Genomic DNA, 18,399 nt, shown 5'->3' on the forward strand with positions numbered 1-18,399 from the left:
TGGACCGCGCAGCCGTCCGGCCGCGTTCCGCCTAGATAATTCAACATCTTGCGCGGCTAATTTCGAGTCGTTTCGCAATCAATCGGTGCGCCCGCGGGCGCGCCAGGGGCCCGTCCGCCGCATGCGTCTGTCCACGATCAAGCTGTCCGGCTTCAAGTCCTTCGTCGATCCCACCACGCTGCACCTGCCGACCAACATGACCGGCGTGGTCGGGCCCAACGGCTGCGGCAAGTCCAACATCATCGACGCGGTGCGCTGGGTGATGGGCGAGAGCTCGGCCAGCCGCCTGCGCGGCGACTCGCTGACGGACGTGATCTTCGCCGGCTCCTCGGCCCGCAAGCCGGTGTCGCAGGCGATGGTCGAGCTGATCTTCGACAACAGCGACCACACCATCACCGGCGAGTACGGCGCCTACGACGAAATCTCGGTCAAGCGCACGGTCAGCCGTGACGGCGGCAGCCAGTACTACCTCAACGGCGCCAAGTGCCGCCGCCGCGACATCACCGACCTGTTCCTGGGCACCGGCCTGGGGCCGCGCAGCTACTCGATCATCGAGCAGGGGATGATCAGCCAGATCATCGAGGCGCGCCCGGAGGACCTGCGCGTGTACCTGGAGGAGGCCGCCGGCATCTCCAAGTACAAGGAGCGCCGCCGCGAGACCGAAACCCGCATCCGCCACACGCGCGAGAACCTGGACCGCCTCAACGACCTGCGCGAGGAGGTCGGCAAGCAGCTCGAGCACCTCAAGCGCCAGGCGCGCCAGGCCGAGCAGTACCAAGCCATCCAGGCCGATCGAAAGGTGCGCGACGTCGAGTGGAAGGCCCTGGAACACCGCGAGCTCGACCGCAAGCTGCAGGCGCAGCGCGAGAAGCTGTCGCAACAGGAAACCCGGCTGCAACAGTTGATCGCCGAACAGCGCGAGGCCGAGCGCGAGATCGAGACCGGCCGCGTCAAGCGCGAAGAGGCCGCCGAAGCGCTCAACAAGGCGCAGGCAGAAAGCTACGAAGTGAGCGGCGCGCTGGCCCGCATCGAGCAGCAGATCCAGCACCAGCGCGAGATGTCGTCGCGCCTTCAGCGCGCCCGCGACGAAGCACAGGCCGCGCTCGCGGAGATCGCCGAGCACATCGGCAGCGACCAGTCGCAGCTGGATGTGCTGCAGGCTGCGGTGGCCGAGGCCGAACCGCGTCTGGAAATGTTGCGCGAGACCGACGAAGCCCGGCAGGAGGCGCTGCGCGAGGCCGAGACCCGGCTGGGCGACTGGCAGCAGCGTTGGGACGAACACAGCCGCGCGCAGTCCGAAGCCGTACGCGCCGCGGATGTCGAGCGCACCCGCATCGAGCACCTCGACCGCCAGGCGCTGGACGCCGAACGCCGCCGCGAAGCACTGACCGCCGAGCGCGCCGGGCTAGACGTCGAAGCGCTGGCGGTGTCGTTCGAGCAGATCCAGGAGCAGCACGACACCCAGAAGGCATCGCTTGAGACGCTCACCGAGCAACTCGAGTCGCGCAAGGCGGGCGTGGTCGAGCTGCAGGAGCAGCAGCGCGGGGTGCAGGCGGAACTGGCCGATACCCGCAAGATCGTGCAGGCCGCGCGCGGCCGCCTGTCGTCGCTGGAAACACTGCAGCACGCCGCGCTAGGCCAGGAACAGGGCGCCGCGGTCGGCTGGCTGAAGGCCCGCGGGCTGGATTCGGCAACCCGCGTCGGCGAAGCGCTCCAGGTCGAGCCGGGCTGGGAGAACGCGGTGGAAACCGCGCTCGGCCGGATGATCGAGGGCGTGCTGGTCGAGGCGCCCGAGGCGCTTGTCGAAGCTGTCGGTGAATTGGCCGAGGGCCGCCTGTCGCTGGTGGCGAACGACCGCGACGACACGGTGTATCCGGCCACCTCGCTGGCTTCGCGCGTCCAGGGCCCGGCGGCCATCAGACGCCTGCTGGCACGCCTGCACGGCGCCGACGACCTGGCCGAAGCGCGTCGCCTGCTGGCGGGGCTGGGCGAAGGCGAGTCGGTCATCACCCGTAGCGGCGAGCGCATGGGCGCGGGCTGGCTGCAGGTGCTGCGCGCCGGCGATGCCCAGCAGGGTGCGCTGCTGCGCGAGCGGGAAATCCAGACGCTGCGCGGCGAGATCGAAACGCTGCAGGCCCGCGAGCGCGAACTCGAGTCGAGCCTGACCCAGTTGCGCGACCGCCTGCTGGCGGCCGAGCAGCAGCGCGAGGACGCGCAGCGCGGCCTGTACATGGCGCACCGCGGCGTGTCCGAGCTGGCCGGCCAGTTGCAAAGCCAGCAGGGCCGCCTGGATTCGGCACGCGGACGCATCGAGAAGATCGAGGCCGAACTGGCGACGCTGGCGCAGTCGCTGGACGGCAGCCGTGAGCAGGGCCGAGAGGCCCGCGCCCGCCAGGAAGAAGCGGTCGTGCGGATGGGCACGCTGGAGGACGCACGCCAGCAGCTCGAGGCCGAACGCCGCACGCTGACCGAGGCCCGTGACCAGGCCCGCAATGCCGCCCGCGAGTCGCGCGACACCGCACATGCGCTGGCGCTGACGTTGGAATCACAGCGCACGCAGATCGCCGCGCTCACCCAGGCGCTGGACCGCATGGGTGGCCAGCGCGGCCAGCTCGACACGCGCCTGGGCGAACTGTCGGCGCAGCTGGCCGATGGCGACGCGCCGGTGCAGACGCTGGAGGAACAGCGCCAGGTCGCGCTCGAGCAGCGCGTGCAGGCCGAGCAGGCGCTCACCGCCGCGCGCACCATGCTGGACGGCATCGACAACGACCTGCGCCGGTTCGAGCAGACCCGCCACCAGCGCGACGAGCAGGCCCTGCAACAGCGCGAGGCCATCGGCCAGCGCCGGCTGGAGCAGCAGGCGCTCGTGCTCAAGGCCGAGGGTCTGTCGGAAGCCGTCGTCGAAGCCGGCTTTGTGCTGGAAGAAGTGACCAATACGCTGGCCGAGGACGCCGCGCCGCAGGACTGGGAGCGCACCGTCGCCGAACTCGACGCCAAGCTGCGCCGGCTGGAGCCGGTCAACCTGGCGGCGATCGCCGAGCACGCCGAGGCCGCGCAGCGCAAGGACTACCTCGACGCGCAGAACACCGACCTGACGACCGCGCTGGAAACGCTCGAGGACGCGATCCGCAAGATCGACCGCGAAACCCGCGGCCGCTTCAAGGACACCTTTGACCGCGTGAACTCCGGCGTGCAGGAGCTGTATCCGCGCCTGTTCGGCGGTGGCCATGCCTACCTGGAGCTGACCGGCGAGGACCTGCTGGATACTGGCGTCGCGATCATGGCGCGCCCGCCCGGCAAGCGCGTGTCCAACATTTCGCTGCTGTCGGGCGGCGAGAAGGCGATGACCGCGGTGGCGCTGGTGTTCGCGATCTTCCGCCTCAACCCGGCGCCGTTCTGCCTGCTCGACGAGGTGGACGCACCTCTGGACGAGGCCAACGTGGGCCGCTTCACCGCGATGGTCAGCGAGATGAGCGAGCAGGTGCAGTTCCTGTTCGTCACCCACAACAAGGCCACGATGGAAGCCGCGCACCAGATGTCGGGCGTGACCATGCGCGAGCCGGGCGTGAGCCGGCTGGTGTCGGTCGACCTGGCGGAAGCGACGCGTCTGGCGGGGGCGGCGTAAGGTCCACCACGCTCCGACTAAGGCGGAAGGCTTTGCGCCTTTCGCCCGCATTGCGGACAATCGCCCGTCACCTTATTGCACGGCCCTCCAGGAGACCCCGATGTCCGACGTGACCCTGCTGCGAATCGGAATCCTCGTCGCCGGCCTGATCCTAATCGCCGCGATCGTTTTCTTCGGCCGGCCGCGCAAGCCCGGCCAGGGGCGCCGCGTCGCGCGAGACGGGCGTGATGCCACCGCCCGCCGCGAGCCGACGCTGGGCGAGCAGCTCGAGAACGAGCTGGCGAGCGATGAGCTTCCCGCCGGTGGCGACGCAGCGACGCAGGCCGAACTGGACCTGTTCGAACGCACCGTCGAAGGTGGCGCGGCAGCGGGCAACACCGAACTCGGCCGCCGCGTCAGCGAAGAATTCGACAAGATCATCACCCTGTACCTGGCGGCCCGCGCCGGTGAAAAGCTGCACGGCCCGGACATCGTCGTGGCCGCCGAAAAGGCCGGCCTGGTCTATGGCCACATGGGCGTGTTCCACCGCCTGGTCGAGGGCCATCCCGAGCGCGGCCCGGTCTTCAGCGTGGCCAACATCATGAAGCCGGGCAGTTTCGACATGGCCGACATCCAGTCGCTGGAGACCCCGGCCATCGCCTTCTTCCTGACGCTGCCGGCGCCGGTGCCGGCGCTCAACGCCTGGGAAACCATGCAGCCCACCGCCGAGCGCATGGCCGAACTGCTGGGCGGCATCGTGCTGGACGAGCAGCGCAATGCACTGGGCCGCCAGCGCGTCATGCACATCCGCGACGAACTGCGTGCCTACGACCGCGAGCGCGAGGCGCCGCCACTGACGCGGCCGGGCCGCTGGTAAGGCCAGCCGTGGGATCGCTGCGACGCGGCCATTGGTGACCGCGCGGCCGCCACTTTCGCTAATCCACATGCCCAGTCCCGCCGCACGCATCGACGAACTCCGTCGCACGCTCGACGACGCCAACTACCGGTACTACGTGCTCGACGACCCGTCGATGCCCGACGCCGAGTACGACCGGCTGCTGCGCGAACTCGAGGCCTTGGAAGCGGAACATCCCGAGCTCGCCAGCGAGGATTCGCCGACCCAGCGTGTCGGTATCGCGCCCACCGGCGCGTTCGCCGAAGTGCGCCATGCGATGCCGATGCTGTCCCTGGGCAATGCGTTCGAGGATGAGGAAGTCGCCGACTTCGTTCGCCGGATCGGCCAGGCGCTGGACGAGAACGAACCGGTGTTCTCGGTCGAGCCCAAGCTCGACGGCCTGGCGATCAGCCTGCGCTACGAAGGCGGCCGGTTCGTGCAGGGCGCCACGCGCGGCGATGGCGCCACTGGCGAGGATGTCACCGCCAACCTGCGCACGGTGAAGGCGGTGCCGCTGCACCTGCGCGGGGAAGGCTGGCCGCGCGTGCTCGAGGTGCGTGGCGAGGTCTACATGCCGCTGGCGGCCTTCAAGCGCTACAACGAACGCGCCCTGGCGGACGGCGGCAAGGTATTGGCGAACCCGCGCAACGGCGCGGCCGGGTCGTTGCGCCAGCTCGATCCCCGCATGACCGCGCAGCGGCCGCTTGCGTTCTACGCCTATGGCGTCGGCGCGGTGGAGGGCGGCGAGCTCCCGCAGACGCATTCGGCGACGCTCGCCAGGCTGCGCGAGTGGGGCTTCCCCGTCAGCGGTGAGAGCGACGTCGTCCGTGGCCTGGACGGCCTGCTGGGCTACTACCGCCGCATCGGCAAACGCCGCGATTCGCTGCCGTTCGACATCGATGGCGTGGTCTACAAGATCGACGACTACGCCGAGCAGGAGCAGCTCGGCTTTGTCTCGCGGGCACCGCGCTGGGCGCTGGCGCACAAGTTCCCGGCCCAGGAACAGTCGACGGTGCTGGAAGGCATCGACATCCAGATCGGCCGCACCGGCGCGGCCACGCCGGTCGCGCGCCTGAAGCCGGTGCAGGTCGCCGGCGTCACCGTGACCAACGCGACGCTGCACAACGCCGACCAGATCGCGCGGCTCGACGTCCGCGTCGGCGACACGGTGATCGTGCGCCGCGCCGGCGACGTGATTCCCGAGGTCGTGCGGGTGATGCCCGAGTACCGCGACCCGCACGCACCCGAGTGGTCAATGCCGACCGCGTGCCCGGTCTGCGGATCGGAGATCGTGCGCGAGGAGGGCGAGGCCGTCTGGCGATGCTCGGGCGAGCTGTCGTGCCCGGCGCAGCGCAAGGAAGCCATCCGCCATTTCGTCTCGCGTCGCGCGATGGACGTGGAGGGCATGGGCGAGCGCTTCGTCGAGGCGCTGGTCGACCTGGGCTTCGTCGAATCGGTTGCCGATATCTTCCGGCTGACGCTCGAAGACCTGCTGGAGATGAAGCGCCGTGCGGACGACCGCGACGGAACCACGCCGGAGACGGTGAAGGCGGGCAAGGTCGCCACCAAGTGGGCCGAAAACCTGGTCGACGCCATCGAACAGAGTCGCCGCACGACGCTGGAGCGCTTCCTGTTCGCGCTGGGCATCCAGCACGTCGGCGAGAGCACGGCCAAGGCACTGGCGCAGTGGTTCGGGTCGCTCGACATCGTGCGGCGCCTGCCGTGGCCGTTGTTCAAGCACGTTCCGGACATAGGCGGGGAAGTGGCGCGAGCCCTGGGCCACTTTTTCGACCAGGCCGGCAACCAGCAGGTCATCGACGACCTGCTCGAGCGCGGCGTGGTGATCGAGGACGAGCATCCACCGTCTCCCAGGCTTCGCGAGGGCCTGGACCTGGCGTCATTGCTGGTCGACCTGGAGATTCCCAAGGTCACCCGCATCCGCGCCGAGCAACTGGCGGCCGCATTCCCGGATGCCGCGGCCGTGATCGATGCGCCGGAGCACAACTTCGTGACCGCCGGCCTGCCGGCCGATACCGCCTCGGCACTTGCCACATGGCTGGAAGTGGAGGCCAACAGCCGCCTGCTTTCGGCCTCGTTCGAGGCGATGCAGGCGCTGCTCGCAGCACTGCCCGCCGAGGACGCCATCGCCGCCGGCCCGCTGGACGGCAAGACAGTGGTGCTGACCGGGACGCTGTCGTCGATGACCCGCGACGAAGCCAAGGCGCGGCTCGAAGCACTGGGTGCCAAGGCAACGGGCAGCGTGTCGAAGAAGACCGACTTCGTCGTGGCCGGCGAGGCTGCCGGCTCCAAGCTCGCCAAGGCCGAGTCGCTGGGCGTCGAGGTCTGGGACGAAGCCAGGCTGCAGGCCTTGCTCGCCGACCATGAATGACCCCGTGCCCCCTGTAGGAGCGGCTTCAGCCGCGATCGAATGCCGGTACGCGCGGCCTAATTTCACAATCTCGGCTGAAGCCGCTCCTACAAAGGCCCGGCTCGATGCCCATTGACTGGCAGCCCTCCGCATCGTTCGACGCCCTGCGCCTGCGCGCGGCGCTCAATGCCCGTATCCGCGCCTTCTTCGAAGCGCGCGGCGTGGTCGAGGTCGAAACCCCGGTGATGTCGCTCGCCGGCAATACCGATCCGAACATCGCGTCCTTCTCCTTGGAGTTCTCCGGCCGCACGGATGGGGCGTCGCGCACGCGCTGGCTGCGAACCTCGCCCGAGTACCCGCTCAAGCGCCTGCTGGCGGCGGGGTTCGGTGACTGCTACGAGCTCGGCCGGGTGTTCCGCGATGGCGAGGCCGGCGGTCGCCACAACCCCGAGTTCACCATGCTGGAGTGGTACCGGCTCGGCTGGGACCACCATCGGCTGGTCGATGAGACCGTAGAGCTGATCCGGCAGGCCTTGGCGCTGGTTGATCGCAGCGCCACCCTGGAGCGCGTTCGCTATCGCGACCTCTACCGCCGGGAACTCGGCCTCGACCCGATGACCGCGTCCGACGAGTCGCTGCTCGATGCACTCGGCGATGTCGTCATCGACCCGGCCGGGCTGACCCGCGACGACTGGCTCGACCTGCTGATGACCCACCGGTTGCAGCCGGCGTTCCCGGTCGACCGGATGACCGCCGTGACCGACTACCCCGCCAGCCAGTGCGCGCTCGCCCGCATCGCGCCGGACGAGGACGGCACCCCGGTGGCGCAGCGCTTCGAGCTTTATCTCGGTCCGCTGGAGCTGGCCAACGGCTACCACGAGCTGTCCGACGCGGCGGAGCAGGGGGCCCGGTTCGACCGCGACCGCGCGGTGCGTGGATCGCGCGGGGACGCCGTCCCGCCCCGTGACGACCGCCTGCTGGGTGCGCTTGCATCGGGTTTCCCCGACTGCGCGGGCGTTGCGCTCGGCGTGGACCGCCTGCTGATGGCGATGCTCGGGACCAACCGCATCGCCGACGTGCTCGCCTTCGACTTCGCCCGCGCCTAATCCCTGTTTCTGTAGGAGCGGCTTCAGCCGCGATCCCGCACCCGACCTCCTGTAGGAGCGACGTGAGTCGCGACCGGGAGTGGGATGCCTGCGACGGCAACCGCCAGCAACGATCGCGACTTACGCCGCTCCTACAGTCGACGCCCGGGATTTCGGCAGCAGGCATCGCGGCTGAAGCCGCTCCTACAACGCTGCGGATAGAATCGCCGGATGACCGACACCTTCGATTTCGACCGTTACGACCGCGTCCGCCCGATCCGCTGGACCGGTGATGCCTTGGAACTGCTCGACCAGCGGAAGCTGCCTTTCATCGTCGAATACGTTCGCTGTGAAACCAGCGACGAGGTGGCCGAGGCCATCCATGCGTTGACCGTGCGTGGTGCACCGGCGATCGGAATTGCGGCGGCGTGGGGCGTGGTGCTGGCCGCACGCGACGTGCAGGCGGCGAGCGGCGCAGAAGCGGCTGCCGCACTGGAGCCCGCCATGCAGCGCCTCAATGCGGCACGCCCGACCGCGGTCAACCTGGCTTGGGCGCTGGCGCGCATGCGCCGGGTGCTGGCATCGGCCGGCGCCGACTGGTACGAAGTGATCGAGCGCGAGGCCCACGCCATCGCCGCCGAGGACCTGGCAGCCAACCGGCGCATGGGCGCACTGGGCGCCGCGTTGATAGGCGAGGGCAGTGGGGTGATGACCCATTGCAACACCGGGTCACTGGCGACGGCCGGCTTCGGCACCGCGCTGGGGGTGATTCGCGCCGGCGTCGCGCAGGGCCGCATCGGCAAGGTGTATGCCGGCGAGACGCGGCCGTGGCTGCAGGGCGCGCGGCTGACGGCCTGGGAGCTGCAGCAGGACGGCATTCAGCCGACGCTGATCGCCGATGCGGCCGCCTCGCACCTGATGAAGACCGGTGCGGTGCAATGGGTGGTGGTCGGCGCCGACCGCATCTGCGCCAATGGCGACACCGCCAACAAGATCGGCACCTACCAGCTGGCGCTGGCAGCGAAACACCACGGTGTGAAGTTCATGGTGGCCGCGCCGTCGTCCACGGTCGACATGGAAACCCCCGACGGCGATGCCATCGAGATCGAGGAGCGTGACCCGGGCGAGCTGTTCGGCGTCGGCACGGTGCGCACCGCGGCCGAACAGATCGCGGCCTGGAACCCGGTGTTCGACGTGACCCCGCACACGCTGATCGATGCGATCGTCACCGAGCGCGGCGTCATCGAGCAGCCGGACGAGGCGAAGATGCGGGCGGCGTTCGGCTGATCTTCGTGCCACAAATGGATGCGGATCGGCACGAGACGATCTCTAGCAGAGAAGCTGCCTGAGCCCCTCTCCCCTGGGAGAGGGGTTGGGGAGAGGGTCCGGCGAAGAGTCGTCGCGGCAAACGGCCAAAGTTGTCACCAACTCCGGTACATGGCGTCTTCCAGCTCCTCGGCACGTCATTCCCTTCGGCTCTGCCAGGCCCTCTCCTGCGACTCCTCTCCCGTGGGAGAGGGAAGCAATGCCGCTGCATTTGCCCTCGCCGTGGCTATCCGTGTGATCCGTGGCGAAAGAACTCGCGCCCGATCGGCTGATGGCGCCGTAAGTGCTTGTTTCTGCGTATAAATCAGTGTGCGCGAACCCGCCGTTCGTGATACGATTTCACGTCTTTTTGATGCCGTTCCCAATGGCTGTCGCGCGGGTGCCGAAATGCCCCTCCGCAGCACATCCGGAAACGGCCTGATCCGCCTCCAGAAACGGAAACCCGATGGCCGAACTCGCCAAGGAAATCATCCCGGTCAATCTCGAAGACGAGATGCGCCGCAGCTACCTGGACTACGCGATGAGCGTCATCGTCGGGCGCGCACTGCCCGACGCGCGCGACGGCCTCAAGCCGGTGCACCGGCGCGTGCTCTACGCGATGAACGAGCTGGGCGCGCACAGCAACAAGCCGTACTACAAGTCGGCGCGCATCGTCGGTGACGTCATCGGTAAGTACCACCCGCACGGCGACTCGGCGGTGTACGACACCCTGGTGCGCATGGCGCAGCCGTTCTCGCTGCGCTACATGCTGGTGGACGGGCAGGGCAACTTCGGTTCGGTCGACGGCGATTCGGCCGCGGCCATGCGCTACACCGAGGCGCGCATGTCGCGCATCAGCCACGAGCTGCTGGCCGACATCGACAAGGAAACCGTCGACTTCCAGCCCAACTACGACGAGAAGGAACTCGAGCCCACGGTCATGCCGACGCGGGTTCCGAACCTGCTGGTCAATGGCTCGGCCGGCATCGCGGTCGGCATGGCGACCAACATCCCGCCGCACAACATGTCCGAGGTGATAGACGCGACCATTGCGCTGATCGACCAGCCCGACATCGACGTCGACGGGCTGATGGAGCACATCCCGGGTCCGGATTTCCCGACCGCAGGCATCATCAACGGCACCGCCGGCATCATCAACGCCTACCGCACCGGCCGCGGCCGGGTGCGCATGCGTGCGCGGGCCGACGTCGAGGTGGCCGACAACGGCCGCGAGGCGATCGTCGTCACCGAGATCCCCTACCAGGTCAACAAGGCGCGGCTGATCGAGAAGATCGCCGAGCTGGTGAAGGAGAAGAAGCTCGAGGGCATCAGCGAGCTGCGCGACGAGTCCGACAAGGACGGCATGCGCATCTACATCGAGGTCAAGCGCGGCGAGTCCGCGGAGGTCGTGCTCAACAACCTCTACCAGCAGACCCAGATGGAGTCGGTGTTCGGCATCAACATGGTGGCGCTGGTCGATGGCCGCCCGCAGCTGCTGAACCTCAAGCAGGTGCTGGAGGCGTTCGTCCGCCACCGCCGCGAGGTGGTCACCCGCCGCACCATCTTCGACCTGCGCAAGGCCCGCGCCCGCGCGCACATCCTTGAAGGCCTCACGGTTGCGCTGGCCAACATCGACGACATGATCGAGCTGATCAAGACGTCGGCGAACCCGAACGAGGCGCGCGAGCGGATGCTGGCGCGCACGTGGGAGCCCGGCCTGGTCGGCGCGCTGCTGGCGGCCACCGGCGCCGACGCCTCGCGTCCGGAGGACCTGCCCGACGGCGTGGGCCTCATCAATGGGCGCTACCAGCTGACCGAGATCCAGGCCCAGCAGATCCTAGAGATGCGCCTGCACCGCCTGACCGGGCTGGAGCAGGAGAAGCTGACCGAGGAATACAAGCTGCTGCTGGAGACGATCCGTGGCCTGATCGAGATCCTCGAGAACCCGGACGTGCTGCTGGAAGTGATTCGCACCGAGCTGCGCAACGTTAAGGAAGAGTTCGGCGATGCGCGCCGCAGCGAGATCCGCCAGAGCGAGGAAGACCTGGACATCCTCGACCTCATCGCGCCGGAAGACGTGGTGGTCACGCTGTCGCATGCCGGTTACGCCAAGCGCCAGCCGGTCACCGCGTATCGGGCGCAGAAGCGCGGCGGCCGTGGCCGCAACGCGGCGGCGACCAAGGACGAGGATTTCATCGACAAGCTCTGGCTGGTCAATACGCACGACACGCTGCTGACCTTCACCAGCGCCGGCCGCGTGTTCTGGCTGTCGGTGCACCAGTTGCCCGATGCCGGCCCCAACGCGCGCGGCCGTCCGATCATCAACTGGATCCCACTGGAAACCGGCGAGCAGGTGCAGGCCGTGGTACCCGTGCGCGAGTACGAGGAAGGCAAGTACGTGTTCTTCGCCACCCGCAACGGCACGGTCAAGAAGACGCCGCTGACCGAGTTCGCCTACCGGCTGCAGCGCGGCAAGATCGCCATCAACCTCGATGACGGCGATGCGCTGGTCAACGCAGAACTGACCAATGGCGAGCGCGACATCATGTTGTTCGCCAGCAACGGCAAGGCGGTGCGCTTCGACGAAGGCTCGGTGCGTTCGATGGGTCGTACCGCCACCGGCGTGCGCGGCATGCGCCTGGCCGAGGGCGAGCAGGTCGTCAGCCTGATCGTGATCGACGGTGACGGCGACATCCTCACCGCCAGTGCGCGCGGTTACGGCAAGCGCACGCCGCAGGCCGAGTACCCGCGCAAGGGCCGCGGCACGCAGGGCGTGCTGGCGATCAAGACCAGCGAGCGCAACGGTCCGCTGGTGGGCGCGGTGCAGCTCAGCGAGCACCACGAGGTGCTGTTGATCTCCGACGGCGGCACGCTGGTCCGGACGCGCGCTTCCGAGATCTCGCAGGTCAGCCGTAACACCCAGGGTGTCACGCTGATGCGCCTGGCTGCGGACGAGACCCTGCAGGCGGTGGAGCGCCTGGACGCCTCGCTGGACGACGAAGACGTCGAGGGCGAAGACGCCGATGGCGCCATCGACCCGGCGACTGCGACGCAGCCGGCCGACGCTGGCACGGCGGAGCCTGCGCCGGACGCGGGCTGACCCCTTCGGGTCCCGGATGCGAAAACGCCGCCCTCGGGCGGCGTTTTCGTTGGTGACGGCCGGCCGCCGGCTACTTCGTCGCGTCGAGCAGTTCCAGCATGTGCTCGGCCGACGACACGCGGAACTCGCCCGGTGCCTCGACCTGCAGTTCACGGACAATGCCGTCCTCGGCGTACAGCGCGAAGCGCTTGGCGCGCGTGCCCATGCCGTACGCGCTGGCGTCCAGCTGAAGGCCCAACGCCCGTGCGAAGTCGCCATTGCCGTCGGCCAGCATCATCAGGCCATCGGGCACATGGTGGGCCTGGCCCCAGGCCTGCATCACGAAGGGGTCGTTGACCGACATGCATGCCACCTCGATGCCGCGGCTGCGGAAGGCGTCGAAATGCTCGACGAAGCCGGGCAGGTGCTTTTCCGAGCACGTGGGGGTGAACGCGCCGGGCACGGCAAAGAGCACGATCCGCCGGCCATCGAACAGGTTGTTGGTATCGACGGTCTCGATGCCGTCGCGGATGCGCTGCAGGGGGACTTCGGGAATGCGATCGCCGACTTTGATGCTCATGGCACGGGGGCCTTCAACGTGGTGGGAAGCGGCACAGTCTAGGCCGTCGGGCGCGTAACCACGTCAACGACCTGGCTGGATATCGACCGGTGGGATGCGCGTCGCGTGTTGGCGAGAATGGCAAGGATTCCCCGCAACCTTCACTTGAAATCGCGCCGGGCGCGGCCATTGTGTCAGCTTCCCGGTGCGCGTCCGCCCGAGTGGCCAGCGTCCCTTTGGCCTGGAGCGCGCGGGCCTCCCACACCTTTCCGACCGACCGAAGACACCATGCAATTCAAGGATTACTACGACACGCTCGGGGTCGAGCCTTCCGCCGGCGAAGCGGAGATCAAGACCGCGTATCGGCGCCTTGCGCGCAAGTACCACCCGGACGTCAGCAAGGAGGCGGGTGCGGAAGAGCGGTTCAAGGCCGTCAACGAGGCGTACGAGGCGCTGCGCGACCCGCAGAAGCGCACCGCGTACGACCAGCTGCGCGCGCGTGGCTACCGGCCGGGCGAGGAGGTGCAGCCGCCGCCCGGTGGGTTCGGGGGCGGGCAGGGGTACGGCGGCGTCGACTTCGAGGAGATATTCGCCGGCGGCGGCGCCGGGGGCGGCTTCAGCGATTTCTTCGAAAGCATGTTCGGACGCGGCCGTGCCCGCGGCGGACCGGGATTCCAGGGCCGTCCGAGGCCGCCCGGCGACACCCGCGCGAAGCTCGCGATCTCGTTGGAGACCGTCTTCCAGGGCGGGTCGGTGCGCATCGGCATCAACGGCAAGACGCTGGACGTGCGCGTGCCCAAGGGCGTTCGCGAGGGCCAGGTCATCCGCCTGGCCGGGCAGGGCGAGGGCGGCGGCAACCTGCTGCTCGAAGTCGAGTACGCCGCGCACCCCCAGTTCGAGGTTGACGGCCGCAACATCATCCACCAGCTTCCGGTCGCACCGTGGGAAGCGGCGCTGGGCGCGACGGTCAGCGTGCCGACGCTGGGCGGCCCGGTGGAGCTGAAGGTGCCGGCGAAGTCGGAAGCCGGGCGAAAGCTGCGCCTGCGGGGCCGCGGCTTGCCGGGGGCGCCCGACGGCGACCAGATCGTCGAACTGGAAGTGTTGGCCCCGACGCCGCAGGACACCGCGCAGACTCAGGCCTATGAGGCGCTGCGGGATGCTTTCGGGAGCGACTGGCGACGGGCTTGATCGCCTGAGTTGCGGGCATGCGGCCGTTCCAAACGAAGTAAGGGATGCGCCTCAGCCGCCGCGTCCGCGCAAGCGAAAAGCCGATCCCTCATTGCATTCGTGCGACAGGGCGGACGCTCTCGAGCCCTAGCCCCTAGCCCCAAATAAGCCTCAACCCGGCAGCAACTGCCCCAGGACCTCGGCCAGATCGGCCTCGTTGAACGGCTTGGTGATGTACGCCTTCGCGCCTTGGCGCATGCCCCACACGCGGTCCGTGTCCTGGTCCTTGGTGGTCACCAGCACCACCGGGATGTGCTTGGTCGACGGGTCGCGCGTGATCGAGCGGGTCGCCTGGAAGCCGTTGAGGTTTGGCATCACCACGTCCATCAGCACCAGGTCAGGGAGTTCGCGCTTGGCGGCCTCGACGCCGGCCGCGCCATCCTCGGCGGTCACCGTGTCGTGCCCCAGCTTCTCCACGATGCGCTTGATGCCCACCAGCTGGGACGGCGAATCGTCCACGATCAGAATGCGCGCCATAGTCAGTCCCCGGGAAATGGGGCCGATTGTAGCGGGCTGCGGCGGGGCCGCAAATCGCCCGCATGGACGGCTCGACAGGCGGCGTCAGTCGCCACCGATGCGCACCAGCGTCCGGCCGAGCGAGCCACCGTCCAGCATCACCGGAAACACCTCGTGCAACTGGTCGAGCGTGACTTCGCGGGTGCAGATGCGGTCCAGGTGGCGGGGCTTCCAGTCGCTGGCGAGGTGCTGCCAGACGGCTTCGCGAATGTCGCGCGCAGTGCCCGCCGAGGCCACGCCCAACAGCGAGACCCCACGGATGATGAAAGGCATGACGGTCGTTTCGAGCGCGTGGGTGGCGGCAAGGCCGGCGCTGGCGACGTTGCCATAGGGCGCGGTCTGCGCCAGCAGGCTGGCCAGCATCGGGCCACCGACGTTGTCGAGGCCGCCGCCGAAACGTGCCGACTCCATCGGGCGCGTCGTCGAGAGCGCGTCCCGACCGACCACTTCGTTGGCACCGATCGACTTGAGGTAATCAACCTGGTCGGCCTTGCCGCTCACCGCGTGTACCTCGAACCCGGCGCGACTGAAGATGTCCACGGCCAGGGAACCGACACCGCCTGTGGCGCCGGTGACGGCCAGCGGCCCCAGGTCCGGCACCTGTCGGTTTTCGACCATGCGCAGCAGTGCCAGCGCGGCGGTAAAGCCCGCAGTGCCCAGGATCATGCTCTCGCGCAGGCTGAGCCCGGAGGGCAGGGGGATGGCCCACTGCGACTCGATCCGGGCGTACTCGGAGTAGCCGCCGTCACGGGTCTCGCTGAGCCCGCAGCCGGTGACGAGGACGGCGTCACCCTCCTTGTAGGCCGCGTCGGTTGAGGCCACCACGTGTCCCGCGACGTCGATGCCGCCCACGAGCGGGAAGCGGCGCAGGATCTTGCCTTCGCCGGTGCCGGCGAGTGCGTCCTTGAAGTTGATCGACGAGTACGCGGTCTTGATGACGATCTCGCCGGGCGCGAGGTCGTCCAGCCGGATCGGCTCCAGGCCACTGCGGTAGCCGGCGTCGTCGTTGTGGATGCGGAAGGCGGTGAACGTATCAGGTGTCATGTTCCATCACTCCGTCGCCCCAGCGAACGCTGGGGCCCATCTTTGATTCCCCGAGCCGTGCGGTCACGCATTGATCCCGGGATACAGGTCAACCCAGCCGGGGTTGTTCGATTCGACGAGCTCAATCTTCCATGCACGCCTCCATGCCTTGAGGCGCTTCTCCCGAGCGATGGCGCTGAGCATCTCTTCGTGGACTTCGAACCAGACGAGTCGCGTGACAGTGTACTGACGCGTGAAGCCTTCGACTTGGCCGGTCCTGTGCTGCCACACGCGTTGCGGCAGGTCGGAGGTCAGGCCGATATAAAGCGTGCCGCGTTCACGACTGGCGAGGATGTAGACGCAGGGAGTCCGTTCCCGCATGTTGCGATCCTTGTTGGTGGTATCGCTCGCACGTCAAAGTGGGTCCCAGCGTTCGCTGGGACGACGCAAAGGCACGTTACCGCAGCGCCTTCCGCCGCTTCTCGTCCAGCCATTTGTCCGCGCCGGCTGGCGCGTAGTCGCGCATCCACGCCAGCATCGTGTCGAGGTCCTCGCCATGCCACAGGTCATGGCGCTGGTCGGCGTGCAGGAAGCGCTCGGCCACCATGCGGTCCATCATCGACACCAACGGCGCGTAGAAGCCCTCGACGTCGAGGAACGCGCAGGGCTTGTTGCCGATTCCGAGCTGGCGCCACGTCAGCATCTCGAACATCTCGTCCAGCGTGCCGAAGCCGCCGGGCAGGGCGACGAAGCCATCGGCGATGTCGAACATGCGGGCCTTGCGCTCGTGCATGTTGGCGACGACTTCCAGGCGCGTCACGCCGCGGTGGGCGACCTCCCAGCCGACCAGCTGTTCGGGGATGACGCCGATCACTTCGCCGCCGGCTTCCAGCGCGGCATCGGCGACCACGCCCATCAGGCCGACATTGCCGCCGCCGTAGACGAGGGCGATGCCCTCCGCGGCGAGTCGATGACCCAGGGCCATCGCGCGTTCGGTGTAGGCCGGCCGGGAGCCGGCATTGGAGCCGCAGTAGACACAAAGGCTTTTCATGAGTACCCGTGGGGTCGAGGGTGGCTGGAAATGAAGACGCCGGGCAGTGCCCGGCGTCCAGTCGACAGCATCACGTCGGGCCGATCGACGGCCGGTGGGGTCGGTGCGCAGTCGTCACGCAACCGACCGACACACGTCAGTTCGCCTTGTGGATCGCGCGCTTGTCCACGGCCATGGCGGCATCGTGGATCGCCTCCGACAGGGTCGGGTGGGCGTGGCAGATGCGAGCCAGGTCGTCGGCCGAGCCGTTGAACTCCATGGTCAGCACGCCCTCGTGGACCAGCTCGGAGACGCCGACGCCGACCAGGTGCAGGCCGAGCACGCGGTCGGTCTCCTCGTGCGCGATGACCTTCACGAAGCCGGCCGGCTCGCCCATCGCCACGGCACGGCCGACGGCCGCGAACGGGAAGCTGCCGGTCTTGTAGGGCACGCCTTCGTCCTTGAGCTGCTGCTCGGTCTTGCCGACCCAGGCGATTTCCGGCTCGGTGTAGATGACCCACGGCACGGTGTCGAGGTTGACGTGGCCGGGCAAGCCGGCGATCAGCTCGGCCACGGCGATGCCTTCCTCGAAGCCCTTGTGCGCCAGCATCGGGCCGCGCACGCAGTCGCCGACCGCCCACACGCCGTCGACGCCGGTGTGGCAGTGCTCGTCGACCTCGATGCGGCCACGGTCGTCGAGCTTCACGCCCGTGCCGTCGGCCAGCAGGTTCTTGCTGGCGGCCTTGCGGCCCACGGCGACCAGCAGCCTGTCGACCACGATCGACTGTTCGCCGTCCTTGTCGGTGTAGGTCAGGTGGACTTCCTTGGACTTGCCTTTGCCCTTCACTTCAGCCTTGGAGACCTTGGCGCCGAGCTTGATGTCCAGGCCCTGCTTCTTGAATTCCTTCGCGGCGGTCTTGGCGACCTCGGCATCGGCGGCGGCCAGGAAGTCCGGCAGCGCCTCGAGGATCGTGACCTCGGCACCCAGGCGCTTCCACACGCTGCCCAGTTCCAGGCCGATCACGCCGGCGCCGATCACGCCCAGGCGCTTGGGTACCGACTCGAAGTCCAGCGCGCCGGCGTTGTCGACGATGGTCTCGCCGTCGAACTTGGCGAACGGCAGCTCGATGGAGTCCGAGCCGGCCGCGATGACGACGTTGGTTCCCTTGAGCTCGACCTCGCTGCCGTCGTGCTGCTTGACCTTGACCACGTTGCCCTTGTGCAGCGTGCCGAAGCCGTAGAACGTCGCGACCTTGTTCGCCTTGAACAGCATCGCGATGCCGCCGGTGAACTGCTTCACGATCTTGTCCTTGCGGCCGATCATCTGGCCGACGTCCATCCTGGCGTCCTTGAAGCTGATGCCGTGGTCGCCGAACAGGTGGCCCATGTTCCAGAACTGGCGCGAGGAATCGAGCAGCGCCTTGGACGGGATGCAGCCCACGCGCAGGCACGTGCCGCCCAGTGCCGGCTTTCCGTCCTTGCCCAGCGCGGCGTCGATGCAGGCGGTCTTCAGGCCCAGCTGCGCGGCACGGATGGCGGCGTGGTAGCCCGCGGGGCCGGCGCCGATGACGACGACGTCGAAGTTCTGCTGTTCGCTCATGCTGTTGTTCCTTTCGCTTTTCTCTTCTCCCCTCGGGAGAAGGTGGCGCGAAGCGCCGGATGAGGGTTCGGCGGAGTGACGAAGCGCCGGCTCCGGGTGGTGGGTTTG

The 18,399-nt window shown here is 68.3% G+C and carries 12 protein-coding genes and 2 pseudogenes; 8 read left to right on the forward strand and 6 right to left on the reverse strand.

The window, feature by feature from the left end; genetic code table 11:
- The first annotated feature begins 121 nt into the window (after positions 1-121).
- From smc to gyrA, 7 genes and pseudogenes are all read left to right on the forward strand, one after another.
- The gene (smc, locus tag K6753_RS05390; RefSeq protein WP_223675159.1) at positions 122-3,625 is read left to right on the forward strand and encodes a chromosome segregation protein SMC; all 3,504 of its coding nucleotides are present in this window, start codon (positions 122-124) and stop codon (positions 3,623-3,625) included.
- A 100-nt stretch (positions 3,626-3,725) separates the two neighbouring features.
- Positions 3,726-4,481, forward strand: a complete 756-nt coding sequence (gene zipA, locus K6753_RS05395) for a cell division protein ZipA (RefSeq protein WP_223675160.1) — start codon at positions 3,726-3,728, stop codon at positions 4,479-4,481.
- A gap of 67 nt (positions 4,482-4,548) precedes the next feature.
- A pseudogene (gene ligA / locus K6753_RS05400) lies at positions 4,549-6,466 on the forward strand (NAD-dependent DNA ligase LigA); the annotation flags it as partial.
- 128 nt (positions 6,467-6,594) lie between these two features.
- Positions 6,595-6,888, forward strand: a pseudogene (locus tag K6753_RS14805) (BRCT domain-containing protein); the annotation flags it as partial.
- A gap of 104 nt (positions 6,889-6,992) precedes the next feature.
- Positions 6,993-7,973 carry an EF-P lysine aminoacylase EpmA gene (epmA, locus tag K6753_RS05405; RefSeq protein ID WP_223675162.1) on the forward strand — a complete coding sequence of 327 codons (981 nt, stop codon included), beginning with the start codon at positions 6,993-6,995 and terminating at the stop codon, positions 7,971-7,973.
- 210 nt (positions 7,974-8,183) lie between these two features.
- Entirely contained in the window at positions 8,184-9,239 is a 1,056-nt protein-coding gene (gene mtnA / locus K6753_RS05410) for an S-methyl-5-thioribose-1-phosphate isomerase (protein WP_223675163.1), read from the forward strand.
- 484 nt (positions 9,240-9,723) lie between these two features.
- Positions 9,724-12,357 carry a DNA gyrase subunit A gene (gene gyrA, locus K6753_RS05415; protein ID WP_223675164.1) on the forward strand — a complete coding sequence of 878 codons (2,634 nt, stop codon included), beginning with the start codon at positions 9,724-9,726 and terminating at the stop codon, positions 12,355-12,357.
- Positions 12,358-12,427: 70 nt separating this feature from the next.
- Here the strand turns inward: gyrA and K6753_RS05420 are convergent, their stop codons facing one another.
- Positions 12,428-12,916 carry a peroxiredoxin gene (locus K6753_RS05420; protein WP_223675166.1) on the reverse strand — a complete coding sequence of 163 codons (489 nt, stop codon included), beginning with the start codon at positions 12,914-12,916 and terminating at the stop codon, positions 12,428-12,430.
- Positions 12,917-13,183: 267 nt separating this feature from the next.
- On the opposite strand from K6753_RS05420, the gene K6753_RS05425 reads away from it, so the two are divergent.
- Complete coding sequence (locus tag K6753_RS05425) at positions 13,184-14,083, forward strand: DnaJ C-terminal domain-containing protein (RefSeq protein ID WP_223675168.1); 900 nt, start codon at positions 13,184-13,186, stop codon at positions 14,081-14,083.
- A 150-nt stretch (positions 14,084-14,233) separates the two neighbouring features.
- Here K6753_RS05425 and K6753_RS05430 read toward each other — a convergent pair whose 3' ends face one another.
- The 5 genes from K6753_RS05430 to lpdA all read right to left on the reverse strand — a co-directional run bounded on the left by K6753_RS05430 (position 14,234) and on the right by lpdA (position 18,291).
- Positions 14,234-14,599 carry a response regulator gene (locus K6753_RS05430; protein ID WP_223675169.1) on the reverse strand — a complete coding sequence of 122 codons (366 nt, stop codon included), beginning with the start codon at positions 14,597-14,599 and terminating at the stop codon, positions 14,234-14,236.
- 84 nt (positions 14,600-14,683) lie between these two features.
- Complete coding sequence (locus tag K6753_RS05435; protein ID WP_223675170.1) at positions 14,684-15,682, reverse strand: YhdH/YhfP family quinone oxidoreductase; 999 nt, start codon at positions 15,680-15,682, stop codon at positions 14,684-14,686.
- A gap of 63 nt (positions 15,683-15,745) precedes the next feature.
- The gene (locus tag K6753_RS05440; RefSeq protein WP_223675172.1) at positions 15,746-16,042 is read right to left on the reverse strand and encodes a GIY-YIG nuclease family protein; all 297 of its coding nucleotides are present in this window, start codon (positions 16,040-16,042) and stop codon (positions 15,746-15,748) included.
- A 76-nt stretch (positions 16,043-16,118) separates the two neighbouring features.
- A complete protein-coding gene (locus K6753_RS05445; RefSeq protein WP_223675173.1) occupies positions 16,119-16,712 on the reverse strand; it encodes an LOG family protein in 594 nt (197 codons plus the stop codon).
- Positions 16,713-16,848: 136 nt separating this feature from the next.
- Positions 16,849-18,291, reverse strand: a complete 1,443-nt coding sequence (gene lpdA / locus K6753_RS05450) for a dihydrolipoyl dehydrogenase (protein ID WP_223675174.1) — start codon at positions 18,289-18,291, stop codon at positions 16,849-16,851.
- Between the last annotated feature and the right edge of the window lie 108 nt (positions 18,292-18,399).

This window comes from Novilysobacter selenitireducens, assembly GCF_020026895.1.
GTDB classification, from domain to species: domain Bacteria; phylum Pseudomonadota; class Gammaproteobacteria; order Xanthomonadales; family Xanthomonadaceae; genus Lysobacter_C; species Lysobacter_C selenitireducens.

Coding starts and splice junctions, on each gene's coding strand:
- smc (WP_223675159.1), top strand. CDS start 122: ATGCGTCTGTCCACGATCAAGCTGTCCGGCTTCAAGTCCTTCGTCGAT.
- zipA (WP_223675160.1), top strand. CDS start 3,726: ATGTCCGACGTGACCCTGCTGCGAATCGGAATCCTCGTCGCCGGCCTG.
- epmA (WP_223675162.1), top strand. CDS start 6,993: ATGCCCATTGACTGGCAGCCCTCCGCATCGTTCGACGCCCTGCGCCTG.
- mtnA (WP_223675163.1), top strand. CDS start 8,184: ATGACCGACACCTTCGATTTCGACCGTTACGACCGCGTCCGCCCGATC.
- gyrA (WP_223675164.1), top strand. CDS start 9,724: ATGGCCGAACTCGCCAAGGAAATCATCCCGGTCAATCTCGAAGACGAG.
- K6753_RS05420 (WP_223675166.1), bottom strand. CDS start 12,916: ATGAGCATCAAAGTCGGCGATCGCATTCCCGAAGTCCCCCTGCAGCGC.
- K6753_RS05425 (WP_223675168.1), top strand. CDS start 13,184: ATGCAATTCAAGGATTACTACGACACGCTCGGGGTCGAGCCTTCCGCC.
- K6753_RS05430 (WP_223675169.1), bottom strand. CDS start 14,599: ATGGCGCGCATTCTGATCGTGGACGATTCGCCGTCCCAGCTGGTGGGC.
- K6753_RS05435 (WP_223675170.1), bottom strand. CDS start 15,682: ATGACACCTGATACGTTCACCGCCTTCCGCATCCACAACGACGACGCC.
- K6753_RS05440 (WP_223675172.1), bottom strand. CDS start 16,042: ATGCGGGAACGGACTCCCTGCGTCTACATCCTCGCCAGTCGTGAACGC.
- K6753_RS05445 (WP_223675173.1), bottom strand. CDS start 16,712: ATGAAAAGCCTTTGTGTCTACTGCGGCTCCAATGCCGGCTCCCGGCCG.
- lpdA (WP_223675174.1), bottom strand. CDS start 18,291: ATGAGCGAACAGCAGAACTTCGACGTCGTCGTCATCGGCGCCGGCCCC.